Raw genomic sequence first — 22,840 nt, 5'->3', positions numbered from 1 at the left:
CCCCTCGGACCCGATCCGACGGCAGGAACCACGAGTCTCATGAGTGAAGGAACCATGCAGCGAGCAGCCCAGCGTGACCCGAGCCACCAGCGAGCCAGGCGCCTTTCCCGCGCTGTTGTCGGTGCGGCGGCCGTCCCCGTGATGCTGATCGCCGCCAGCTGCTCCTCGGACTCCGGCTCGGACGACGCGAGCAAGAACTCGGCGAGCGCCTCGGCGTCGGCGAGCCCGTCGCCGACCGTGCAGGCGGCCGCGTACAGCAAGTTGCCCGAGGCGTGCGACGTGCTCGCGAAGGACACACTGTCCGATCTCGTACCGAAGGCCGGTAAGTCGGGCAAGGAGGGCGCGTCCAACGACACCTCGTCGCGCGCCAGCTGTTCCTGGGACAGCCTGGACAACAACGGTGTGAAGGGCTCGCAGTTCCGCTGGCTGAATGTCTCACTGCTGCGCTTCGACTCCGATGTCACCCGTGGCGAGGGCGACAAGCTGGCCAAGGAGTACTACGCGAAGCAGGTCAAGGACGTCCAGGCGGTGGACGGCGCGAAGAACGTCAAGTCCGAGCCGGTCACCGGGACGGGCGACGAGGCGACGGCCGTGCGCTACGACCTGAAGAAGAAGGAAGGCTCCTTCAAGCAGCAGACGATCGTGGCGCGCGTCGAGAACGTCGTCATCACCCTCGACTACAACGGCGCCGGTCTCGCCGGTGAGAAGACGCCGAGCGCGGACACCCTCACCACGCTGGCGAAGAAGGCCACCAAGGAGGCGGTGGCCGCGGTGACGAAGGCGAACGGCAGCGGCACGTCTGCCTCCAAGTCGCCCTCCGGCAAGGCGACTTCGTCCGCCTCGAAGTCGCCGTCCAAGTCCTCGTCCAAGTCGCCGACGAAGAAAAGCTGACGCCCTCGTTCCGGACCGGCAACCCGTGCGCCGCACACATGTGCCACCCTGTTGCGCGCAACGACAGGTAAGGGGAGGGGAGTACGGGTGGCCGCGCCAATACAGCTGACCCGGATGCACCGCGTTCTCATCGGCGTGGTCGTGTTCGGCGCCGTGATCATCGCCGGCATCGGCTTCGCGGGGTCGTACGCCGCCGTCCGCGAACTGGCCCTCAAGAAGGGCTTCGGGAACTTCTCGTACGTCTTCCCGATCGGCATCGACGCAGGTATCTGCGTGCTGCTGGCCCTGGACCTGCTTCTGACGTGGATCCGCATCCCGTTCCCGCTGCTGCGCCAGACGGCCTGGCTGCTGACGGCGGCCACGATCGCCTTCAACGGCGCGGCGGCCTGGCCGGACCCGCTGGGCGTGGGCATGCACTCGGTGATCCCGGTCCTGTTCGTGGTCGCCGTGGAGGCGGCCCGGCATGCGATCGGCCGGATCGCGGACATCACGGCCGACAAGCACATGGAGGGCGTACGGCTGACCCGCTGGCTCCTGAGCCCGGTCCCGACGTTCCTCCTGTGGCGCCGCATGAAGCTGTGGGAGCTGCGCTCCTACGAACAGGTGATCAAGCTGGAGCAGGAGCGCCTGGTCTACCAGGCCCGCCTCCGCTCCCGCTTCGGCCGATCGTGGCGCCGCAAGGCCCCGGTGGAGAGCCTGATGCCACTGAGACTGGCGAGGTACGGCGTGCCGCTGGCGGAGACGGCCCCGGCGGGGCTGGCAGCGGCGGGCATTGAGCCGGCCCTGCTGCCTCCGGCGCCGCAGCCTGAGGTAGCAGCGGGCAGCAACGCCGCCGTGGCTGCGGGCAGTCGTGCCGCTGGGGCGGCGCCCGTCCCACAGAAAGCGGCACCTCCCAGCGAGCAGCGCCCCGAACTGCTCAGCAACCACAACCCCGAACAACTCGGTTACGACCCCGAGCCGGAAGACAGCCCCTGGCTGCACGCCCGGCACCCGGAGCAGATCGAGTACAACGGCGGCTACGACCCGGCCTTCGAGCCGCCGTACGAGCAGTGGTACGCCGATCAGGAGTATGCCGAGCAGCAGTACGCCGAGCAGCAGTACGCCGAGCAGCAGTACCAGCAAGAACCCCCCACCCCGGAACCCTCTCCGGAGGAGACCGGCAGCTTCCCCATCCCCGTCGCCCCGGGCCGCACCCGCGAGCTGGGCGAGGGCGGCGGCACCGCCCCCGCAGAGCCGGACGAGGAGTCGTACTACCAGGTGTTCCGCCAGTCGATAGACGGCAGCTTCCCCACACCCCGAGTCCTGGGCGACAACATCCAGGCCACGTACGGCACGACCCTGACCACCCCGGAGCTGAAAAACCTCACGGAGCGCTTCCAGAACCGCTTCAACGCGGAACTGGAAGAGGAGCACATCGCGTAACGGAAAGGGGCCCTCGATCGAGGGCCCCTTCGCAGTCCTACTCCCCGAGCAGCTGACGTACCCGCGGCTGCCCCACCGCCAGCAGCAGCGTAGGCAGCCGAGGCCCCGTGTCCCGCCCGACGAGCAGGTGGTACAGCAGCGCGAAGAACGTCCGCTGGGCCGTCTTGATCTCCGGCGGCAGCTCCTTGGGCGTGGCGTCGGCCGAGAACCCGGCCTGCACCTTGGGCACGCCGTAGACGAGATGCGTCAGCCCGTCGAGCGACCAGTGCGAGGCCAGCCCGTCGAGCAGCAGCCGCAGCGACTGCTGGGACGCCTCGTCGAGGGACTTCAGCAGCTCGGCGTCGGGCTCGGACCGCACGATGGTCCGCTGGTCGGCGGGCACATGCGTGTTGATCCAGGCCTCGGCCTTGTCGTACCGGGGCCGGGCCTCGTCGAGCGACCCGAGCGGGTTCGAGGGGTCCAGCTCGGAGAGGATCCGCAGCGCCTGGTCCTCGTGCCCGGCGGTGATGTCGGCGACGGACGCGAGCGTCCGGTACGGCATCGGCCGGGCCGTACGAGCCAGCTCCCCGCCCGCGGTGCGCACCGCACGCGAGTGCGCGGCGACGTCCGCCGGCAGGGCCGACCCGTCGGCGACCTTGGCGTCGAGCTTGTCCCACTCGTCGTACAGCCGCTGGATCTCCTGGTCGAAGGCGATCTTGAAGGACTGGTTGGGCCGACGGCGGGCGTACAGCCAGCGCAGCAGCTGCGGCTCCATGATCTGGAGGGCGTCCGCGGGCGTGGGCACGCCACCGCGCGAGGACGACATCTTCGCCATCCCCGAGATGCCGACGAAGGCGTACATCGGCCCGATGGGCTGCTTGCCGCCGAAGATCCCGACGATCTGCCCGCCGACCTGGAACGAGGAGCCGGGAGACGAGTGGTCGACACCGGAGGGCTCGAACACAACCCCCTCATACGCCCAGCGCATGGGCCAGTCGACCTTCCACACCAGCTTGCCGCGGTTGAACTCGCTCAGCCGCACGGTCTCGGCGAAGCCGCACACGGTGCAGGTGTACGACAGCTCGGTGGTCTCGTCCTCGTAGGAGGTGACCGTGGTCAGGTCCTTCTCGCAGTTGCCGCAGTACGGCTTGTACGGGAAGTACCCGGCGGAGCCGAAGGACCCGTCGTCCTCGGCCGCCGCCCCCGATCCCTCGGCGGCCTCCAGCTCGGCCTCGTCGAGGGGCTTCTGCTGCTGCTTCTTGGCCGGGGCCTTCTTGGTCCGGTACTGGTCGAGGATCGCGTCGATGTCCCCGCGGTGCTTCATGGCGTGCAGGATCTGCTCGCGGTACACCCCGGAGGTGTACTGCGCGGTCTGGCTGATCCCGTCGAACTCCACGCCCAGCTCGGCGAGCGAGTCGATCATCGCGGCCTTGAAGTGCTCGGCCCAGTTCGGGTACGACGACCCCTTCGGCGCCGGCACCGAGGTGAGCGGCTTGCCGATGTGTTCGGTCCAGGTCTCCTCGTCGACCCCGGCGATGCCCTTGGGCACCTTGCGGTAGCGGTCGTAGTCGTCCCAGGAGATCAGGTGCCGGACCTGGTACCCACGCCGCCGGATCTCGTCGGCGACGAGGTGGGGCGTCATGACCTCACGGAGATTGCCCAGGTGAATAGGCCCGGAAGGGGAGAGTCCGGACGCGACGACGACCGGTTTGCCCGGGGCCCGACGCTCCGACTCCTCGATGACCTCATCCGCGAAACGGGAGACCCAGTCGGTGGTCTCGGTGCTCTGAGCCACGATCGGCACGTCCTTCTTTCTGAACCGGTGAGGCTCCATTGTCACAGACCCACGTGCGGCCGGAAAAACGGCTTTACCCCCCATGGGATACTGACCGTGTCTATCGATCCCCACGAGGAGAACGGCACCCACTCCTATGGCTCCGGTCACGTCCCTCAGCGACTCCGTCGAACAGCAGCTCACCGCCGCCCTCTCCGCCGCTCTGCCGGAGACTTCCGCGGACCCCCTGCTGCGACGCAGTGACCGGGCCGACTTCCAGGCGAACGGTGTCCTCGCGCTGGCCAAGCAGGCGAAGGCGAACCCCCGGGAGCTGGCGACGCAGGTCGTCGGCAACATCGTCACCGGTGATGTGATCAAGGACGTCGAGGTCTCGGGCCCCGGCTTCCTCAACATCACGATCACCGACAAGGCGATCATCGAGAACCTCGCGGAGCGGTACGCCGACACCGACCGCCTCGGCGTGGCGCCGAAGGACAACCCCGGCGTCACCGTCATCGACTACGCCCAGCCCAACGTCGCCAAGGAAATGCACGTCGGCCACCTCCGCTCCGCGGTGATCGGCGACGCCCTCCGTGGCATGCTCGACTTCACCGGCGAGCAGACGATCGGCCGGCACCACATCGGCGACTGGGGCACCCAGTTCGGCATGCTCATCCAGCACCTGATCGAGAACCCGGGCGAGCTGCCCCCGCCGTCCGAGGTCGACGGCGAGCAGGCGATGAGCAACCTGAACCGGGTGTACAAGGCCTCGCGCGCGGTCTTCGACTCGGACGAGGAGTTCAAGGAGCGGGCCCGGAAGCGGGTCGTCGCCCTCCAGTCCGGCGACAAGGAGACCCTGGAGCTGTGGCAGCAGTTCGTGGACGAGTCGAAGGTCTACTTCAACTCGGTCTTCGAGAAGCTGGACATGGAGGTCAGGGACGACGAGATCGTCGGCGAGTCGGCGTACAACGACCTGATGCCGGAGACGGCGCGGCTGCTGGAGGAGACCGGCGTCGCCGTGCGCTCCGAGGGCGCGCTCGTGGTCTTCTTCGACGAGATCCGCGGCAAGGACGACCAGCCGGTCCCGCTGATCGTGCAGAAGGCGGACGGCGGCTTCGGCTACGCGGCGAGCGACCTCTCCGCCATCCGGAACCGCGTCTTCGACCTGCACGCGACGACGCTGCTCTACGTCGTGGACGTACGCCAGTCCCTGCACTTCAAGATGGTCTTCGAGACGGCCCGCCGGGCGGGCTGGCTCACCGAACACGTCACCGCGCACAACATGGGCTACGGCACGGTGCTCGGCGCGGACGGCAAGCCGTTCAAGACGCGTGAGGGCGAGACGGTGAAGCTGGAGGACCTCCTCGACGAGGCCGTACAGCGCGCCGCCGAGGTCGTACGGGAGAAGGCGCAGGACCTCACCGAGGACGAGATCCAGGAGCGGGCCGCGCAGGTCGGCATCGGTGCCGTGAAGTACGCCGACCTGTCGACGTCGCCGAACCGGGACTACAAGTTCGACCTGGACCAGATGGTGTCGCTGAACGGCGACACGAGCGTGTACCTCCAGTACGCGTACGCCCGGATCCAGTCGATCCTGCGCAAGGCCGGCGAGACCGGGCCCAAGGCCCATCCGGAGCTCGAACTCGCCCCGGCGGAGCGGGCGCTGGGCCTGCACCTGGACGCGTTCGGCGACACGGTCTTCGAGGCGGCGGCCGAGTACGCCCCGCACAAGCTGGCCGCGTACCTGTACCAGTTGGCGTCTCTCTTCACGTCGTTCTACGACAAGTGCCCGGTGATCAAGCCGGAGCCGCCGAAGGACATCGCTGAGAACCGTCTGCTCCTGTGCGACCTCACCGCCCGCACCCTCCACCAGGGCATGGCCCTGCTGGGCATCCGCACCCCCGAGCGGCTGTAAGCAGCGCAGAACCGCGGCCCGTCCTCTCCCCCGCGGGAGGACGGGCCGCGGCGTTCCACCGGGCGGCGCCGGCTCAGCCGTAGTCGTCGGCGAACCGCTTGAACGCCGCCTTGGTCTGCGGCCCGGCGATGCCGTCGATCGCGCCGTTGTAGTTGTAGTGCTGCTTGAGCATGCGCTGCAGGCCCTTCACGGTGCCGCTGCCGACGATGCCGTCGATCGGGCCGCCGTACTCCCAGTGCTTCTTGAGGTAGCGCTGCATCGCCTTCCAGCTGTCGGTGCCGAGCAGCCCGTCGATCGGGCCGGGGTAGCCCCAGTCCCGGTGGAGCACGCGCTGGAGGTTCTTGGCCTGCTCCTTGCTCAGGCCGAGGTTGTTGACCGCGAGCGGAGCCACGGCCTCGGCGCTGATCACCGGCTTGGTCTCCTGCGGGGTCGCCGCGAAGCCGGTGCCCGCTGCCGCCAGGCTTCCGACGGCGATCCCCACGGCGGTGCCTGCGCCGACGAGGGTCCTCGTCATTGCTCGCATTCTCTTCCCCCTTCGAGTGGGCGGCGTTCGGTTGCACATCGAGACTGCGGGGCGGGCGGCGGGGATCGCCACAGCCGCCGGGGAAGTGACGGCGTCCCGGGACGTCCCGCGCGCTGACCTGCGGGGACCGGGTCCGCCGGGACGGTGCGGCGGGACGCCCGATGGCCGGTTCCGTACGGCCACCGGAACCGCGTGCCGTTGACAGCCGTAGTTTCTTGACATGTCGCGTTGGAAAGAGCTGCCCGCCGAACTGAGCCCACAGGTGCGCCAGTTGGTGGTACGCCTGCGCCGGCTGAAGGATCACAGCGGGCTGAGCGTGCGGCAGTTGGCCGCGAAGACCGGGTACAGCGCGAAGTCCTGGGAGCGGTATCTGGGCGGCCGCTCACTGCCGCCCCGGGAGGCCGTGGAGGCGATGGCCCGGATCGGTGGCGACGACCCGACGAGACTGCTCGCGCTGCACGAGGTCGCCGCGGAGGCATGGGGTGCGCGCCGCGCGACACCCGAGCGGCCGCAGCGCCTGCGCCTCGCCATGGTGGCGGGTGCGGTGGCCCTGGTGGTGGCCATCGCCACGTCGGTCGTGCTGATCGTGCGCTTCACGGACGGCAGCTCCGGGGAGGAGCGAGCCGCGCCGCCCCCGAAGCCCCCATCGGCGTCACGGTCGAAGCGGACGTACGACTGCCGGGTCGAGCGGAGCGCGGACGGCCGCTGGTACGCGGGCAACAGCCGCACGCGGGACGCGATTCTGGCGTACGGCCAGGCAGGCCCGGAGGTCGCGGAGGCGCAGTGTCTGCTGCGGCGGGCGGGGTTCCCGACGGGCGAGATCGACGGGATCTACGGCCCGTTGACGCAGGGCGCGGTCAAGCGGCTCCAGCAGCGGGACGGCCTGGTCGTGGACGGCATCATCGGCCCGCACACCTGGAAAGCCCTGCGCGGATGACCGGTACCCGACTTGCGGCCGAGTTACGGGAGTTGAGGGCGCGCACGGGGCTGAGCATGGCGGCGCTGGCGGGCCGGACGACGTACAGCAAGTCGTCCTGGGAGCGTTACCTCAACGGCAAGACGCTGCCGCCCCGGCAGGCCGTACAGGATCTGTGCCGGATCGCCCATGAGCCGGAGGGCCGGTATCTGGCGCTGTGGGAGATCGCGGAGGCGGAGTGGAGCGGGCGGGCGGCGGACGCGGGTACGCCCGTCACAAAGCGCCGGCGGCGTGCTCCGTTCGCGGTCCTGGGCGCCGTACTGCTGGCCGGAGCCGTGACAGCGACGCTCGTCCTGCTGCCCGGCGACGACGGCAGCGAATCGACCGCCTCCCCCTCCCCCACGAGCCCCCGCTGCCGGGGAACCGCCTGCGAAGGCCAGGACCCCATGCACATGGGCTGCGGCAAGGGCCCCGCCACCCTCGCCGAGCACCGGACGGCGTCCGGGGCCTGGGTGGCGCTGCGCTACAGCAAGGCGTGCGGGGCCAGTTGGGGCCGGATGTGGAGCACGCGCGTCGGGGACCGTCTGGAGGTGGACGCGGGCGGTCCGACCCGGGGCAGGCGGATCGAGGACGGCATCGACGCGGAGTCGTACGTCTACACGCCGATGACCGCGACGAGCCCCGGAGCGACGGTCCGGGCATGTTTCCGGCCCGCGGACGGCAGGCCGGAGTGCGTCGACGCCCGCGCCCGCTAGGCGGCCTCGATCCCGAACTCCTCCTTCAGCAGCCGCTCGACGTCCTCGTCGGCGACCTTGCGTTCGCTGACCGTGCCGTCGGCGAGGGTCTCGGTGAGGAGGTCGCCGTGGAGCAGGACATGGCGGTCGGCGCTGACGCGCTGGACGTAGCGGCTGTGGGTGAACGGGGAGCGAGGGTTCGTCCCGACGTACCAGTTGAACACCTCGTAGTCGGGCTTTTCGAAGGGGTCCAGCGTGAAGGCGTACTGCTGCTCCCAGGCCGCCCCGTCGTAGGTCTCCAGCACCCACAGCTCCAGTGGCCCGGAGTGCGGCGCGTGGACCAGCCGGTGCCGGCGCCCCGCGCCCCGGAACTCCTCGCCCGTCTTCAGCGGCACCGGCTCCAGCAGCGCGCCGATGGCTCCGAAGCCCACGTCGGCGAGGTAGGGCTGCGGGTCGCCGGGGGCGTGCACGAGGAGCGTCATGTGGGTGCGGGGGCGGCTCTCCGGGCGGTCCGCGCCGAGGACGACGCGTGCGGCGAGCCCGGTCACCTTGAAGCCGAGGGCCTCCAGGGCGTTCCGGAACAGGGTGTTGTGCTCGTAGCAGTACCCGCCTCGGCGGCCGTGGATCAGCTTGGCCGTCAGATCGCCGAGGTCGAGCGAGGGCGCCCTGCCGCTGACGGGGTCCAGGTTCTCGAAGGGGATGGACCAGGAGTGCGCCAGGTGCACACCCCGCAGGGTGGCCAGGTCGGCCCTGCGCTCCCCGTCCCATCCGATGCGGCCGAGATACGCGTCGAGGTCGAACTCCACTGTGTCGGACATGCCATAAGCCTAGGCAGACGCCCGTGCCCCCGTCGGCCGTCCACAGCCGCATCGGCCCCCGGACTTCGGACCTAGGCCCGCAGCCCTCGGCCCAGTCGCCGCAGCCCCTCCCCGATCTGCTCCGGCGTCTCCGTCACGAAGCAGAGCCGCAGCGTGGCGCGGTCGGGCTCGTCGGCGTAGAAGGGCGCGCCGGGGACATAGGCGACATCGTGCCGCACGACCTTCGGCAGCAGCGCTGTCGTGTCGTACGACTCGGGCAACCGGGCCCAGAGGAACATGCCGCCCTCGGGACGGTTCCAGGTCGAGCCGGGCGGGAGGGCCTCGGCGAGCCCCGCGAGCATGGCGTCGCGCCGCTCGCCGTAGACGCGGGCGACGCGGGCCACATGGGCGTCCAGGTCCCGGTCCGCGAGGTAGCGGGCGGCGGCGAGCTGGTTGACGGTCGGGGTGTGCAGGTCGGCGGCCTGCTTGGCGACGGTGCAGGCGCGGCGCAGCTCGGCCGGGGCGCGCAGCCAGCCGAGGCGCAGGCCGGGTGCCATGACCTTGGAGAAGGAGCCGAGCAGGACGGTACGGTCCTCGGCGCCCGGGTGGGCGGCGATCCACGGCACGCGCTCGCCCTCGAAGCGCAGTTCGCCGTACGGGTCGTCCTCGACGATCCACAGCCCGTGCCGGGCGGCGACGGAGGCGACGGCGGCCCTGCGGGCGGCGGGCATGGTGCGGCCGGTGGGGTTCTGGAAGGCGGGGACGGTGTAGAGGAGCTTCGGGCGCTCCCGGACCACCAGCTCCTCCAGCGCGGCGGGGTCGACGCCGTCCCCGTCGCCCGGCACGGCCACGACCCGCGCGCCCGTGAAGCCGAAGGCCTGAAGTGCCGCCAGATAGCAGGGGCTTTCGACCAGCACGGTGTCGCCGGGTTCCAGCAGCGCGGTGGCGAGCAGGGACAGCGCCTGCTGCGAGCCGGTGGTGACGAGGATGTCGTCGGCGTCGGTGGCGAGCCCCCGTACGGACATCCGCGCGGCGAGCGCGGCCCGCAACTCCGGCTCGCCCTCGGTCGTGGAGTACTGGAGCGCCTGCGCGGGCCGCTCGGCGAGCACCGCCCGGTAGGCCGCCGCGATCCCCTCCACGTCGAACAGCTCCGGCGCCGGCAGCCCGCCCGCGAAGTTGATCACCTCGGGTCGCGCGGTGACGGCCAGGATGTCCCGTACCGGCGAACCGCCGATGGACCGGGCCCGCGAGGCGAGCGGCGGAACGGGCGCGGAACGGAACGGCGCGGGCTCGACGACGGTCACGGGGCGGCTCCTCGATGGCGATACGGCTGCTGTCCGCACCCTAGGGAACTAAGTGGCGCCTACAAGCAGCTTTCCGCGATACGGACGGCTGGGATCCGCTGTGGACGTCCCGTCCCGGGGCCATGGGACCCGGAATCGTCGCAGGTCAACGGCGATTCCAGGCGTCCCGCGTCCCGAATCCGCGGCTGGGGCTGGCGACCGGGGCCGATCACCGCGCAGGCTGAAGCCCTCCCCGGAACCCGTCACCGAAGCCGTCATCGAAAGGGCCCGCCCATGTCCGTACGCCGCCCCGCCGCCGCCCGGCTGCTCGCCGCCCTCGTGCTCATGGGCGCGCTGCTGGGCGCGCTCACCGGATGCGAGGACGGCGAGGGCCTGCGCGACGAGGGCCCGTCGACGAACGTCCAGCAGAACCGCTAGGACCCTTCTCCGCTGGACGGGATCCACTTCTCGCCGCCGAGCGGGAACTCGTACCGGGGACGGCCGTTGTTGCCGCTCGTCCGGAACGGCTTGCCGCCGTCGTCGATGACGACCTTGTCGTGCCGGGTCCCGCTGGACCAGGCCAGCTCCAGATACCAGCGCACGTCGTACGCCGAGGCGTCGGCCGTGATCCGGAAGACCTCCGGCTCGGATTCGCTGACCTTGAACGGGAGGTTCCGCTGTCCGGCCGCCGCCACGACGACCGGACGGGCCGCGTCGAGGGCGACGGTGAAGGGGCGGACCGGCACGTCGCCGCCGCAGCCGACGCCCATCGTGTAGTCGTTCCAGGCCAGCGGTGTGTCCTTGGAGACCACCTTCACGGTCAGACTGTCGAGAACGACGGTCTCCTCACCGGTGCCCTGCACGGTCACCGTCACCAACTGCTCCTTCGCCGACACGGCCCCGAGCGCGGCCACCCAGGCGGGCGCGTCCTGCTGGAACGGCGGCGGGGTGACCTTCCCCGGCTCCTCGTCGATCAAGTAGTGCTGGGAGCAGGGGCCTTCCCAGGTGTACGGCCGGGTGTTGACGGTCAGGAGCGGCTCGGTGGCGTCCTGTTCGCTGCCCACGGCGCCGCTACTCGTGCGGTTCGCGGAGGGGGAGGCGGGCGGGGTGGTCTCCTTCGCGTCCTTCGTGGGGGATGTGGAGGGCGCGGCCTTGGTGGGCGGGGCGCCGCTGGAGGTCGCGGCGCCGACGGGGGTGCGGCCGGCGTCGTCGCTGTGCCGACTGCCGTCGTCGGAGAGGGGGTTCACGGCGAAGGCGACGCCGGCGAGGACGGCGGCGGCTGCGGTTGCGGCGAGGACGGCGGTACGGCGGGGGCGGGAAGGCTGGGCGGGGCCGTCGTCGGAGGGGCCCGGGTCGGCTGACTCGGCGTTGAGGGGCGGGAGTTCCTCCGCCGGAACTTCGGCCGCCGGGGCCGACGCTTCCTCCGTCCCCTTACGCTGCCCCCGTCCCGCATCCGCCAGCACCCACCGCCGATGCAGCTCCACGAGCTCCCCGGGCGACGCCTTGCAGAGGCGGGCGAGCCGCTCCACGGGCGCGTAGTCCGTCGGTACGGCGTCCCCGTTGCAGTACCTGTGCAGCGTCGACGTACTCATGTGCAGCCGCTTGGCGAGCACCCCGTAGCTGAGCCCGGATCGGTCCTTCAACTCCCGTAGAAGTGCGGCGAATCCATCCCCGGCAGTTCCCTCGGACACCCTTCCTCCATCCCCCGTCATTCCCTTCCCCCGTTCCAGGGGAAGGACGTTTCCCCACGTCAGACCCGTTGCGGGCGTTCCAGTGTCCCGGATCCCCCGCCGGGTGCTGCGCCTGGGACAAAAGATCGCACAAGCTCTCCTCATCCACAGCCAACCCGCTGACACGGACAAGGAATCCAGACATGCGCACCTTCCGCCACGCCCGCCTTCTCGCCGCCGCAGGCGCCACCCTCGCGACGCTCGCCCTCACCGCATGTGAGGACGGCACGGGCACCCAGGACGAGGGTGCGTCGAAGCCGACGGCCTCGACGACGGCCACGCAGCAGCCGACGCAGACCGAGCAGCCGCCCGCAGCGGAGCAGTCATCCGCAGCGGAGCAGTCATCCGGAACGGAGTCGAACCAGGCCGACGAGCCCTCCACGTCGGAGCCGGCCATCTGCAACGGCTCGAACACGAAGGTCACCGCCCAGGCGGTGTCCCGCCCCCTGAACCACATGCTGCTGACGGTGACCAACACCGGCTCGAAGCCGTGCGCGCTGTTGTACTACCCGGTGCTTCGCTTCGACGAGATGCAGTGGGTACCGCAGGCGATGGCGGACAGCAAGCCGCAGGCCGTACCGACCCTCGACCCGGGCGACTCCGGCTACGCGGGCGTTCTGCTCAGCGCGGCGGACGGCAGCGGTGAGGGCGGTATGACCGGCAAGAAGCTGACGGTCGCGTTCCAGGGCAAGACCCCGAACAGCTCGGGAGGCGCCTCCGCGACTCCATCGCTGCCGACAAAGGGGCTGTACTACGACAGCACTCTGTCGGTGACGTACTGGCAGACGGAGGCGGAGGACGCCCTGGGCTACTGAACCTACTGAATCTTCTGGGCGGCCTCGGTGGCCCAGTAGGTGAGGATGTTCCGCGCACCCGCCCGCTTGATCCCGGTGAGCGTCTCCAGAATGGCGCGATCCCGATCGATCCACCCCTTCTCGGCGGCGGCCTCGATCATGGAGTACTCACCGGAGATCTGGTAGGCGGCGACCGGCACATCCACGGCATCCGCGACGCGCGCGAGGATGTCGAGATAGGGCCCGGCGGGCTTGACCATCACCATGTCGGCCCCTTCCTCCAGATCGAGGGCCAACTCCCGCATGGACTCCCGTACGTTGGCGGGGTCCTGCTGATAAGTCTTCCGATCCCCTTGGAGGGACGAGGCAACGGCTTCCCGGAAGGGCCCGTAGAAGGCGGAGGCGTACTTGGCGGTGTAGGCGAGGATGGCGACATCATCCCGCCCGATCTGGTCCAGTGCGTCGCGGATGACCCCGACCTGCCCGTCCATCATCCCGCTGGGCCCGACGACATGGGCGCCGGCGTCGGCCTGGACCTGAGCCATCTCGGCGTACCGCTCAAGGGTGGCGTCATTGTCGACCCGCCCCTGGTCGTCAAGCACCCCGCAGTGCCCATGATCGGTGGTCTCGTCGAGACAGAGGTCAGACATCACAAGAAGCTCGTCACCGACCTCGGCACGAACATCCCGCAGGGCGACTTGAAGAATCCCATCAGGATCGGTCCCAGGAGTCCCAAGGGCGTCCTTCTTGCCCTCTTCCGGCACCCCGAACAACATGATCCCGGAAACCCCAGCGGCAACAGCCTCAGCAGCGGCTTTCTTCAAACTGTCCCGAGTGTGCTGCACAACGCCGGGCATGGCGGCAATAGGAACAGGCTCACTGACCCCCTCCCGCACAAAGGCGGGAAGAATGAGATCGGCCGGATGCAACCGAGTCTCAGCAACCATCCGCCGCATGACAGCAGACCCCCGCAACCGCCGAGGCCGACTCCCGGGAAATGATCCATACGTCGTCATAAAACCAACGCTACGCCCGCCTCGGGGCCCCCGATGCCGACGCAATGTCGGCGCAAACGCCCACCTAACCGGCGTAGCTGCGGGCAGTCGTACAGCACGGAACACCCCGCGCAACTGCGAGGCAGCCGAACCCGCGTAGCTGCTGGCAGTCGTGCCGCTAGGGCGGCGCCCACCCAGCAGCTGCCGAAGACCCGCCGCAACGGCGGCCACCGAAGCGGCCAGCCCCACCCAACCCGCGCAGCTGCGGGCAGTCGTGCCGCTGGGGCGGCGCCCGCTGCCAAAGAAAGCGGCACCCCGCAAGCGCGGGCAAGCGAAACCCACCCCACCCAAGCCCCCACGCACCCGCACGCGCGCACACCCGCACGCGCGCACACCCGCACCCGCACCCGCACCCGCACCCGCACCCGCAGGGCACCGCATCCCGCCCCCACAACCTGCACACCCCACCCCCACAAGCCATCCTGGAAGGACAAGCGACCCAGGACCCCGACGGCCACCCCCGACCGCCGCCGTCCCTCCGTACGCCCCCGACGGAGGACCCCATGACCGCCCCCCACCCCACCCCCGACCTCTTCGCCCTCTCAGAGATCCAGGGCCCGGTCCTACGCCCCGGCGCCCCCGGCTACGCCGACGAAGTCACCGGCTTCAACCTCGCCGCCCTCCACACCCCGGACGTAGTCATAGGCGCCACCAGCCCCCACGACATAGTCACCGCCCTGCGCTGGGCCTCGGCCACCCACACCCCCGTAGCCGTCCAGGCCACAGGCCACGGCGCCAACTACCCGATCGACCACGGTCTGCTCATCAACACCACCCGCATGACAGACGTGACGATCACCCCGGAAACCCGCACCGCGAAAATCTCCGCAGGGGCCAAGTGGCGGCACGTCCTGGACGCAGCCGCCCCCCACGGCCTCGCCGCCCTCACCGGCTCCTCCACGGACGCGGGGGTCATCGGCTACACCCTCGGCGGCGGCCTCCCCGTCCTCGGCCGCACCTACGGCTACGCAAGCGACCTGGTCCACAGCTTCCAGGTGGTCACCCCGGACGGCATCCTGCACGAAACGGACGCCACCCAGGAACCGGACCTGTTCTGGGCGCTGAAAGGCGGCAAGGGAAACGTAGGCATAGTCACCTCCCTGACCTGCGACCTGCTCCCCCTCCCCACGATCCTCGGCGGCGGCATCTACTGCGCGGGCGAAGACGCGGAACCCCTCCTGACCACCTGGGCGGAATGGACGAGGCACGTTCCGGAAGAAATGTGCAGCGCCTTCACGCTGCTACGCCTCCCCCCGATCCCCCAGATCCCCGAACCCCTGCGCGGCGGCTTCTGGGCCCGAGTGGCGGTGGCCTGGACAGCGGACCCGGCGGAAGGCGAGGCGCTGCTCGCGACGATCCGCGACGCCGCCCCCGTAGTGGTCGACACGGTCGAGGAAATGCCGTACGCGGCAATGGACCGCATCTACATGGAGCCCCAGGACCCCCTCCCCGCCCGAGAATCCTGCTCCCTGATACGCGAACTCCCCCCGGAAGCGGTCCGCGCCTTCCTCAGCCATGCAGGCCCGCAAGTAACCGACTTCCCCCTGCTGATGGTCGGCCTGCGCCACATGGGCGGTGCCCTGTCCCGCCCACCGCGCGCAGAGGACGCGATCTGCGCGAGGGACGCGAACTACCTGATGGAAGCGGTAGGAGTCCTGGCAGCCCCACCAGCAGCGGAAGCGATAGAGCAGGCAACAACCTCCCTGCACCACGCGATGTCCCCCTACGGCACAGGCCACACCATGGTCAACATCCACGGCACCCCGGGCAACGCCGAGGACAGAGCCCGAGCCTGGACCCCGGAGGTCCTCACCCGCCTGCGCCAGGCGAAGAAGACGTACGACCCGAACAACCTGCTGCGCTACGGCCACACAGTCGCGTAACCGGAAGCAGACATGCCACTGGGGCGGCACCCAACACCCTGCCGCCCCAGCCGACCGTCACCTTCAGGTCGTCGTACGCCGACGCCGCGCCCCCGGCCGCCGCTCACTCGGCCGAGTAACCGCATCCCCGGCCTCCACAGCCGCGTCCCTCCGCTTCGCGCCGAAGTCCGCCAGCGCCTCGGCCAGCTTGTGCACGGACGGCTCCGGAGCCATCACATCCACCCGCAGCCCATGCTCCTCGGCGGTCTTCGCGGTAGCCGGACCGATACACGCGATCACGGTCACGTTGTGCGGCTTACCGGCGATACCCACCAGGTTCCGCACGGTGGACGACGACGTGAAGAGAACGGCGTCGAAGCCACCCCCCTTGATCGCCTCCCGAGTCTCCGCCGGCGGCGGCGACGCCCGCACGGTCCGATAGGCCGTGACGTCGTCCACCTCCCACCCGAGCTCGATCAGCCCGGCGACCAGCGTCTCCGTGGCGATATCGGCCCGCGGCAGGAACACCCGGTCGATCGGGTCGAAGACGGGGTCGTACGGCGGCCAGTCCTCCAAGAGACCCGCGGCCGACTGCTCCCCCGACGGCACGAGATCCGGCTTCACGCCGAAGGCGATCAGCGCCTTGGCCGTCTGCTCGCCCACCGCCGCGACCTTGATCCCGGCGAAGGCGCGGGCATCGAGCCCGTACTCCTCGAACTTCTCCCGCACGGCCTTGACCGCGTTCACCGAGGTGAAGGCGATCCACTCGTAGCGGCCCGTCACGAGCCCCTTGACCGCGCGCTCCATCTGCTGAGGCGTCCGCGGCGGCTCGACGGCGATGGTCGGCACCTCGTGCGGCACGGCCCCGTACGACCGAAGCTGGTCGGAGAGCGAAGCCGCCTGCTCCTTCGTGCGCGGCACGAGCACCCGCCACCCGAAGAGCGGCTTGGACTCGAACCACGACAACTGCTCACGCTGAGCCGCGGCGGAGCGCTCACCGACCACGGCTATCACCGGCCGCCCGCCCTCCGGCGAGGGCAGCACCTTGGCCTGCTTCAGCGTCTGCGCGATGGTGCCGAGGGTGGCGGTCCAGGTCCGCTGGCGCGTGGTCGTACCGGCGACGGTGACCGTCATGGGCGTATCGGGCTTGCGCCCGGCGGCGACCAGCTCACCGGCGGCGGCAGCGACGGAGTCGAGGGACGTCGACACGACCACCGTCCCGTCCGAGGCCCCCACCTCCGTCCAGCACCGGTCGGACGCCGTCCGCGCGTCCACGAACCGCACGTCCGCGCCCTGCGCGTCCCGCAGCGGAACACCGGCGTACGCGGGTACACCGACCGCGGCCGCGATACCGGGGACGACCTCGAAGGGCACCCCCGCCGCGGCGCACGCCAGCATCTCCTCGGCGGCGTACGCGTCGAGCCCGGGGTCCCCGGACACCGCACGCACGACCCGCCTGCCGCCCCGCGCGGCCTCCATGACAAGATGTGCGGCATCCCGCACAGCGGGTGCCCCAGCGGTTGTTGACGCGCCGTCAACTACCGCTAGTTGAGGCGTGCCTGTGCCCGGAACAGGGTCCGAGGACGGATCCGCGTTCACTACGGCCACGCCCGGCCTGGCGTGCACCCGGACGACGTCGAGCACCTCGTGCTCGGCGACAAGAACGTCCGCGTTCGCCAGCGCCTCGACAGCGCGCAGAGTCAGCAGTCCCGGATCCCCGGGTCCGGCACCGAGGAAGGTGACGTGACCGTGTTCCAGGCCGACGGGAAGGGTGGTGGGGCTCACTGTGCTCGCTCCCCCATCAGACCGGCCGCGCCCTGGGCAAGCATCTCGGCAGCGAGTTCGCGACCGAGCGCCAGCGCCTGGTCGTGCGTCTCGGGCACGGGACCGGTGGTGGACAGCTGCACCGTACGAGTGCCGTCGGTCGTGCCGACGACGCCCCGCAGGCGCATTTCCTTGACAATCTGCCCGTCGGCCAGCAGGTCGGCCAGCGCGCCCACAGGGGCGGAGCAGCCGGCCTCCAGGGCGGCGAGCAGTGACCGCTCGGCGGTGACGGCGGCCCGCGTGAACGGGTCGTCGAGCTCACCGAGCGCGGCGATGAGGTCCGCGTTGTCCGCGGTGCACTCGATCGCCAGGGCCCCCTGGCCGGGGGCGGGCAAAACCGTGTCGACCGACAGGAAGTCGGTCACCTCGTCGATCCGGCCGATGCGGTTCAGTCCGGCGGCGGCGAGCACGACGGCGTCCAGCTCACCGTCCCGCACGTATCCGATCCGGGTGTCGACGTTGCCCCGGATCGGGACCGTCTCGATGTCCAGACCGTGGCTGCGCGCGTACGCGTTCAGCTGTGCCATACGGCGCGGCGAACCCGTACCGATGCGCGCCCCGCGCGGCAGGTCGGTGAACTTCAGCGCGTCCCGGGCGACGATCACGTCGCGCGGGTCCTCGCGCTCGGGGATGGCGGCGAGCGTCAGTTCGTCGGGCTGCCCGGTGGGCAGGTCCTTCAGGGAGTGCACCGCGAAGTCGACCTCACCCTTGAGCAGCGCCTCGCGCAGCGCGGTGACGAAGACGCCGGTGCCGCCGATCTGGGCGAGCGCCTCCCGGGAGACATCGCCGTACGTGGTGATCTCGACGAGCTCCACGGGCCGTCCGGTCACCTGGCTCACGGCGTCCGCCACCTGCCCGGACTGGGCCATGGCGAGTCTGCTCCGCCGGGTCCCGAGCCTCAGTGCCTTGTCTTTCATGCCGGCCCTCGGTCTTTCTCGGTGCTGTCCTCGGCCCGGGAGACGGCGGCCACCGTCTCGGGGTCGAGGTCGAACAGGGTCCGCAGCGCGTCCGCGTACCCGGCGCCGCCGGGTTCGGCCGCGAGCTGCTTGACCCGTACGGTCGGCGCGTGCAGGAGCTTGTCCACGACGCGCTTCACGGTCTGGGTGATCTCACTGCGGTGCTTGTCGTCGAGCCCCGGCAGCCGCCCTTCGAGACGGGCGATCTCCCCGGCGACGACATCCGCGGCCATGGTCCGCAGCGCGACCACGGTCGGCGTGATGTGCGCGGCCCTGAGCGCCGCCCCGAATGCGGCGACCTCGTCGGAGACGATACGACGGACCTGGTCGACGTCGGCCGCCATGGGAACGTCGGCGGAGGCTTCGGCGAGCGACTCGATATCGACAAGCCGCACTCCACCGAGCCGGTGCACGGCCGCGTCGATGTCCCGCGGCATGGCGAGATCGAGGAGATACAGCACGGGCTCGGGCCGCGGGGCCACGACGACCGCCTCAGGCTTACGCCGCTCGGGGATCCGGCCGATGGCGGCAGCGGCGGCAGCGAGCGCGGCAATGGCCTCGGCCTCGTCGGAAGCGCTCTGGGGACGCGGGGCGCCGTTGTCCACCCACGCCGCGTGCTGCTCCAACTCGGCAGCACCCATCCCGGCCACGGCGGCCTCCCCGAACACGGAGAATCCGGCGGTGGCTTGGAGGGAGGGCAGATCGAGGGGACAGCTGTCCTCGACCTCACTGGCCTGGCCTGCGGGCAGTCGTGCCGCTTGGGCGGCGCCCGCTGCCGGAGAAGCCGGCACCCCGTCAGCGCCGGGCTGCGCGACCACCCCGCGGACGTGCAGCGCCGCCGCGATGGTCTCGGCCGCCAGCACCAGCCCGGTAGCTCCGGTACAGGAAACGGCGACATCGGCACGTGTCAGTTCATCCGGCACCGCGTCCATGGAAACCGCGCGCGCCAACCCGGCCGTACCGTCGTTCAAGATCTCCGCAAGCCGCTCGGCCCGATCAGCCGTACGGTTCGCGATCACGACCTCGGCAACCCCGGCCCGCGCCAGCGTCGCCGCCGCCAGCGACGACATCGACCCGGCACCGATGACGAGCGCCTTCTTCCCACGCGCCCAGTCCTGCACAGCCGTACCACCGGAAAGCTGCTCAAGGCCGAAGGTGACCAGCGACTGTCCGGCCCGGTCGATGCCGGTCTCGGAGTGCGCGCGCTTGCCGACCCGCAGGGACTGCTGGAACAGGTCGTTCAGCAGCCGCCCCGCGGTGTGCAGGTCCTGCGCTCGGGCCAGGGAGTCCTTGATCTGTCCGAGGATCTGCCCCTCGCCCACGACCATCGAGTCGAGTCCACAGGCCACCGAGAACAGATGGTGGACGGCCCGGTCCTCGTAGTGCACGTACAGATAGGGCGTGAGCTCATCCAGCCCCACGCCGCTGTGCTGGGCGAGCAGCGTGGACAGTTCGGCGACACCGGCGTGGAACTTGTCGACGTCGGCGTACAGCTCGATCCGGTTGCAGGTGGCGAGCACCGCGGCCTCGGTGGCCGGCTCCGCGGCGACCGTGTCCTGGAGCAGCTTGATCTGGGCGTCCGCGCTCAGCGCGGCCCGCTCCAGCACGCTGACCGGAGCGCTGCGGTGACTCAGTCCTACGACGAGAAGACTCATGCCGGCATCACGGCGGGTACGTCCCCGTCTGGCCCTTTGTCGCCGGACTCGCCGCGGACGGCGGCGACCGGAGCGGTGGCGTCGGCCGCCGCGGCTTCCTCGCCGGCCTTGCGCTGCTCGTGGAAGGCGAGGATCTGAAGCTCGATGGAGAGGTCGACCTTGCGCACGTCGACGCCGTCCGGGACGGACAGCACGGTGGGCGCGAAGTTCAGGATGGAGGTGACGCCGGCGGCGACGAGCCGCTCGCACACCTGCTGGGCGGCACCGGCGGGCGTGGCGATGACACCGATCGACACGCCGTTGTCCTCGATGATCTTTTCCAGGTCATCGGTGTGCTGGACGGGGATCCCGGCCACGGGCTTTCCGGCCATTGCGGGATCGGCGTCGATCAGCGCCGCGACCCTGAATCCACGCGAGGCGAACCCGCCGTAGTTGGCCAGCGCGGCGCCGAGGTTACCGATACCTACGATCACAACCGGCCAGTCCTGGGTCAGCCCCAGTTCGCGGGAGATCTGGTACACGAGATACTCGACGTCGTAACCCACACCACGCGTCCCGTAGGAGCCCAGGTAGGAGAAGTCCTTGCGCAGCTTGGCGGAGTTGACCCCCGCCGCGGCCGCGAGCTCCTCGGAGGAGACCGTGGGTACCGAGCGCTCCGACAGTGCGGTCAGCGCGCGGAGGTACAGCGGAAGCCGGGCGACGGTGGCCTCGGGAATCCCTCGGCTACGGGTCGCCGGTCGGTGAGTTCGGCCAGTTGCCACGGTGCTCCTGCGGGTAGAGCGGGGCTGCAGGCGGTCACACGTACCCAGACCGCCCCGTCGACAGCAGGCTATGTCTTTGTGAACGCGTGCACAAAGATGGTGTCCGATTTGCCCGGCCAACGTGACCGGGGTCACGCGCGTCGCTCTCAGAGGCAAAACCGCACACTTCCCTCATCAATCCCGCCCCCAAGACCAAGTCACCATCGATCCTAAGCGACCGGCCGGGACAGTTGGACTAGTCAGTCAGTGCCTTGCGGAGGCGATCTTCGTTCACCCGCCAGAAGGTGTGCTGTTCACCGTCGACGAGTACGACGGGGATCTGTTCCCAGTACTGGTCGTGGAGTTGGGGATCCTGGGTGATGTCCTTCTGCTCCCAGGGAACACCGAGTTCCCCGCAGACCTTCTCGATGACGATCTGTGCGTCATCACACAAGTGACATCCCGGCTTACGGATCAGGGTGACGAGCCGCTCCGCAGGAGCGTTGACCTGCTTTCGGCGAAAGATGGGACTCATGTCGGCCATTCTCGCGCGGTCGGCATCGCGCGGGATCGCTTGTTTAACGCCACGGTCGTGCAGAGTTCACAGCGTCCCAACCTCTCGACTCCGGAAGCACCGAACGGAATGGCTATGCTCACGCCATGGCCGCTCTCGGATGGCTCACTCCCCGTAGGCGCTCCGCCACGGCGCGGAGCGTGTTGGCAGGCGAGGCCTCGGCGGAGGCTGCGCGCAAGTCGGTCCCCGAAGCCGTGCCGGAGCCGGTGTCCGAGGAGGAACCGGAGTTCCCGGTGCTCGGGGACGACAAGGCGGCGGCGTTCTTCGACCTGGACAACACCGTGATGCAGGGTGCCGCGCTGTTCCACTTCGGGCGGGGCCTGTACAAGCGGAAGTTCTTCGAGACCCGCGATCTGGCCCGGTTCGCCTGGCAGCAGGCGTGGTTCCGGCTGGCGGGGGTCGAGGACCCCGAGCACATGCAGGAGGCGCGGGACTCGGCGCTGTCGATCGTGAAGGGTCACCGGGTCTCCGAGCTGATGTCGATCGGCGAGGAGATCTACGACGAGTACATGGCGGAGCGGATCTGGCCCGGGACGCGGGCGCTGGCGCAGGCGCACTTGGACGCGGGTCAGAAGGTGTGGCTGGTGACGGCGGCGCCGGTGGAGATCGCGCAGGTGATCGCGCGCCGCCTGGGCCTGACCGGCGCCCTGGGCACGGTCGCGGAGTCGGTGGACGGCGTCTACACCGGCAAGCTGGTGGGCGAGCCGCTGCACGGCCCGGCGAAGGCGGAGGCGGTCCGCGCGCTGGCGACAGCGGAGGGCCTGGACCTGACCCGCTGCGCGGCCTACAGCGACAGCCACAACGACATCCCGATGCTCTCCCTGGTGGGCCACCCCTACGCGATCAACCCGGACACCAAGCTCCGCAAACACGCCCGCGACCTGGACTGGCGCCTGCGCGACTACCGAACGGGCCGCAAAGCGGCAAAGGTCGGCATCCCGGCCGCGGCAGGCGTCGGCGCGGTAGCCGGCGGCACGGCAGCCGCGATCGCGATCTCCCGCCGCCGACGTTGACGATGCCTGCGGCGGCCCGCGCGGCCCGGCGGGGGTACGCGTAGCTGCAGGTCCATGGCTTATGCCCGCACTACAACCCGGCGCGGGTGAGCGACACCCACCCCCACGTCAGCCCCGCCGACCGGACCGCGCCCACCCGCGCCCACCTCTGATCACCAGCAAGCCGCGCGCACCGAACCCGGCCAATCCCCAGCCGGTACCCCCACAACGCCCTGTCCAGTCCCCTTGGCTGCACACGGCCACAACACGCCCCGGACCCGACCGGAATACGACCCACTCTGATCAACAACCGGTCACTGTGCGGCACTTGATCGACCGTCATTCGGTTACAGAAGCGACGTAATCGATGATTTGAGCAACTGGGTGTAGCAGCGCCTGCACGAAGCGTTATTCTCCTCAGACG

At 70.2% G+C, this 22,840-nt stretch carries 20 protein-coding genes; 9 read left to right on the top strand and 11 right to left on the bottom strand.

Features of this window, described 5'->3' with window-relative positions; genetic code table 11:
* Window positions 1–39: 39 nt before the first annotated feature.
* Together OHT76_RS24695 and OHT76_RS24690 are read left to right on the top strand one after the other, a co-directional pair.
* Window positions 40–891 (top strand): DUF3558 family protein, encoded by an 852-nt coding sequence (locus OHT76_RS24695; RefSeq protein WP_328873042.1) that lies wholly within the window; start codon window positions 40–42, stop codon window positions 889–891.
* 87 nt (window positions 892–978) lie between these two features.
* Window positions 979–2,313 (top strand): DUF2637 domain-containing protein, encoded by a 1,335-nt coding sequence (locus OHT76_RS24690; RefSeq protein ID WP_328873041.1) that lies wholly within the window; start codon window positions 979–981, stop codon window positions 2,311–2,313.
* A 37-nt stretch (window positions 2,314–2,350) separates the two neighbouring features.
* Here OHT76_RS24690 and lysS read toward each other — a convergent pair whose 3' ends face one another.
* Window positions 2,351–4,096 carry a lysine--tRNA ligase gene (lysS, locus tag OHT76_RS24685; RefSeq protein WP_328873040.1) on the bottom strand — a complete coding sequence of 582 codons (1,746 nt, stop codon included), beginning with the start codon at window positions 4,094–4,096 and terminating at the stop codon, window positions 2,351–2,353.
* A gap of 127 nt (window positions 4,097–4,223) precedes the next feature.
* On the opposite strand from lysS, the gene argS reads away from it, so the two are divergent.
* The gene (gene argS / locus OHT76_RS24680; RefSeq protein WP_328873039.1) at window positions 4,224–5,981 is read left to right on the top strand and encodes an arginine--tRNA ligase; all 1,758 of its coding nucleotides are present in this window, start codon (window positions 4,224–4,226) and stop codon (window positions 5,979–5,981) included.
* Window positions 5,982–6,054: 73 nt separating this feature from the next.
* On the opposite strand, the gene OHT76_RS24675 is transcribed toward argS, so the two are convergent.
* Entirely contained in the window at window positions 6,055–6,504 is a 450-nt protein-coding gene (locus tag OHT76_RS24675; protein ID WP_328873038.1) for a peptidoglycan-binding domain-containing protein, read from the bottom strand.
* A 220-nt stretch (window positions 6,505–6,724) separates the two neighbouring features.
* Between OHT76_RS24675 and OHT76_RS24670 the strand changes: the two genes are divergently transcribed.
* A complete protein-coding gene (locus OHT76_RS24670) occupies window positions 6,725–7,441 on the top strand; it encodes a peptidoglycan-binding protein (RefSeq protein WP_328873037.1) in 717 nt (238 codons plus the stop codon).
* The gene (locus OHT76_RS24665; protein ID WP_328873036.1) at window positions 7,438–8,175 is read left to right on the top strand and encodes a helix-turn-helix domain-containing protein; all 738 of its coding nucleotides are present in this window, start codon (window positions 7,438–7,440) and stop codon (window positions 8,173–8,175) included. The genes OHT76_RS24670 and OHT76_RS24665 overlap by 4 nt, the downstream gene beginning before the upstream one ends.
* Here the strand turns inward: OHT76_RS24665 and OHT76_RS24660 are convergent.
* Entirely contained in the window at window positions 8,172–8,972 is an 801-nt protein-coding gene (locus OHT76_RS24660) for an arylamine N-acetyltransferase family protein (protein ID WP_328873035.1), read from the bottom strand. The genes OHT76_RS24665 and OHT76_RS24660 overlap by 4 nt on opposite strands.
* A gap of 71 nt (window positions 8,973–9,043) precedes the next feature.
* Window positions 9,044–10,255 (bottom strand): aminotransferase-like domain-containing protein, encoded by a 1,212-nt coding sequence (locus OHT76_RS24655; RefSeq protein WP_328873034.1) that lies wholly within the window; start codon window positions 10,253–10,255, stop codon window positions 9,044–9,046.
* A gap of 273 nt (window positions 10,256–10,528) precedes the next feature.
* Between OHT76_RS24655 and OHT76_RS24650 the strand changes: the two genes are divergently transcribed.
* Window positions 10,529–10,672, top strand: coding sequence for a hypothetical protein (locus tag OHT76_RS24650; protein WP_328873033.1), 144 nt, complete (start codon window positions 10,529–10,531; stop codon window positions 10,670–10,672).
* Here OHT76_RS24650 and OHT76_RS24645 read toward each other — a convergent pair.
* The gene (locus OHT76_RS24645; RefSeq protein WP_328873032.1) at window positions 10,669–11,925 is read right to left on the bottom strand and encodes a helix-turn-helix domain-containing protein; all 1,257 of its coding nucleotides are present in this window, start codon (window positions 11,923–11,925) and stop codon (window positions 10,669–10,671) included. The two genes, OHT76_RS24650 and OHT76_RS24645, sit on opposite strands and share 4 nt — an antisense overlap.
* A gap of 182 nt (window positions 11,926–12,107) precedes the next feature.
* On the opposite strand from OHT76_RS24645, the gene OHT76_RS24640 reads away from it, so the two are divergent.
* On the top strand, window positions 12,108–12,779 hold the full coding sequence (locus OHT76_RS24640; protein ID WP_328873031.1) for a DUF4232 domain-containing protein: 672 nt from the start codon (window positions 12,108–12,110) through the stop codon (window positions 12,777–12,779).
* Between the two features lie 2 nt (window positions 12,780–12,781).
* On the opposite strand, the gene hemB is transcribed toward OHT76_RS24640, so the two are convergent.
* On the bottom strand, window positions 12,782–13,774 hold the full coding sequence (hemB, locus tag OHT76_RS24635; RefSeq protein WP_328873030.1) for a porphobilinogen synthase: 993 nt from the start codon (window positions 13,772–13,774) through the stop codon (window positions 12,782–12,784).
* A gap of 542 nt (window positions 13,775–14,316) precedes the next feature.
* On the opposite strand from hemB, the gene OHT76_RS24630 reads away from it, so the two are divergent.
* Window positions 14,317–15,696, top strand: a complete 1,380-nt coding sequence (locus OHT76_RS24630) for an FAD-binding oxidoreductase (protein ID WP_328873029.1) — start codon at window positions 14,317–14,319, stop codon at window positions 15,694–15,696.
* Between the two features lie 63 nt (window positions 15,697–15,759).
* On the opposite strand, the gene OHT76_RS24625 is transcribed toward OHT76_RS24630, so the two are convergent.
* From OHT76_RS24625 to OHT76_RS24605, 5 genes are all read right to left on the bottom strand, one after another.
* On the bottom strand, window positions 15,760–17,460 hold the full coding sequence (locus OHT76_RS24625; protein ID WP_328873028.1) for a uroporphyrinogen-III synthase: 1,701 nt from the start codon (window positions 17,458–17,460) through the stop codon (window positions 15,760–15,762).
* A complete protein-coding gene (gene hemC, locus OHT76_RS24620) occupies window positions 17,457–18,416 on the bottom strand; it encodes a hydroxymethylbilane synthase (protein ID WP_328873027.1) in 960 nt (319 codons plus the stop codon). The genes OHT76_RS24625 and hemC overlap by 4 nt, the downstream gene beginning before the upstream one ends.
* Window positions 18,413–20,110, bottom strand: a complete 1,698-nt coding sequence (locus tag OHT76_RS24615) for a glutamyl-tRNA reductase (protein ID WP_328873026.1) — start codon at window positions 20,108–20,110, stop codon at window positions 18,413–18,415. The genes hemC and OHT76_RS24615 overlap by 4 nt, the downstream gene beginning before the upstream one ends.
* Window positions 20,107–20,871, bottom strand: coding sequence for a redox-sensing transcriptional repressor Rex (locus OHT76_RS24610; protein WP_328873025.1), 765 nt, complete (start codon window positions 20,869–20,871; stop codon window positions 20,107–20,109). The genes OHT76_RS24615 and OHT76_RS24610 overlap by 4 nt, the downstream gene beginning before the upstream one ends.
* 235 nt (window positions 20,872–21,106) lie before the next feature.
* Window positions 21,107–21,394, bottom strand: coding sequence for a glutaredoxin family protein (locus OHT76_RS24605; RefSeq protein ID WP_443049832.1), 288 nt, complete (start codon window positions 21,392–21,394; stop codon window positions 21,107–21,109).
* Between the two features lie 116 nt (window positions 21,395–21,510).
* On the opposite strand from OHT76_RS24605, the gene OHT76_RS24600 reads away from it, so the two are divergent.
* Entirely contained in the window at window positions 21,511–22,437 is a 927-nt protein-coding gene (locus OHT76_RS24600; protein WP_328873023.1) for an HAD family hydrolase, read from the top strand.
* Window positions 22,438–22,840 lie beyond the last annotated feature (403 nt).

Source organism: Streptomyces sp. NBC_00287 (assembly GCF_036173105.1).
In the GTDB taxonomy this organism is placed as follows: domain Bacteria; phylum Actinomycetota; class Actinomycetes; order Streptomycetales; family Streptomycetaceae; genus Streptomyces.
This window is presented reverse-complemented; position numbering and strand designations above follow the sequence as displayed.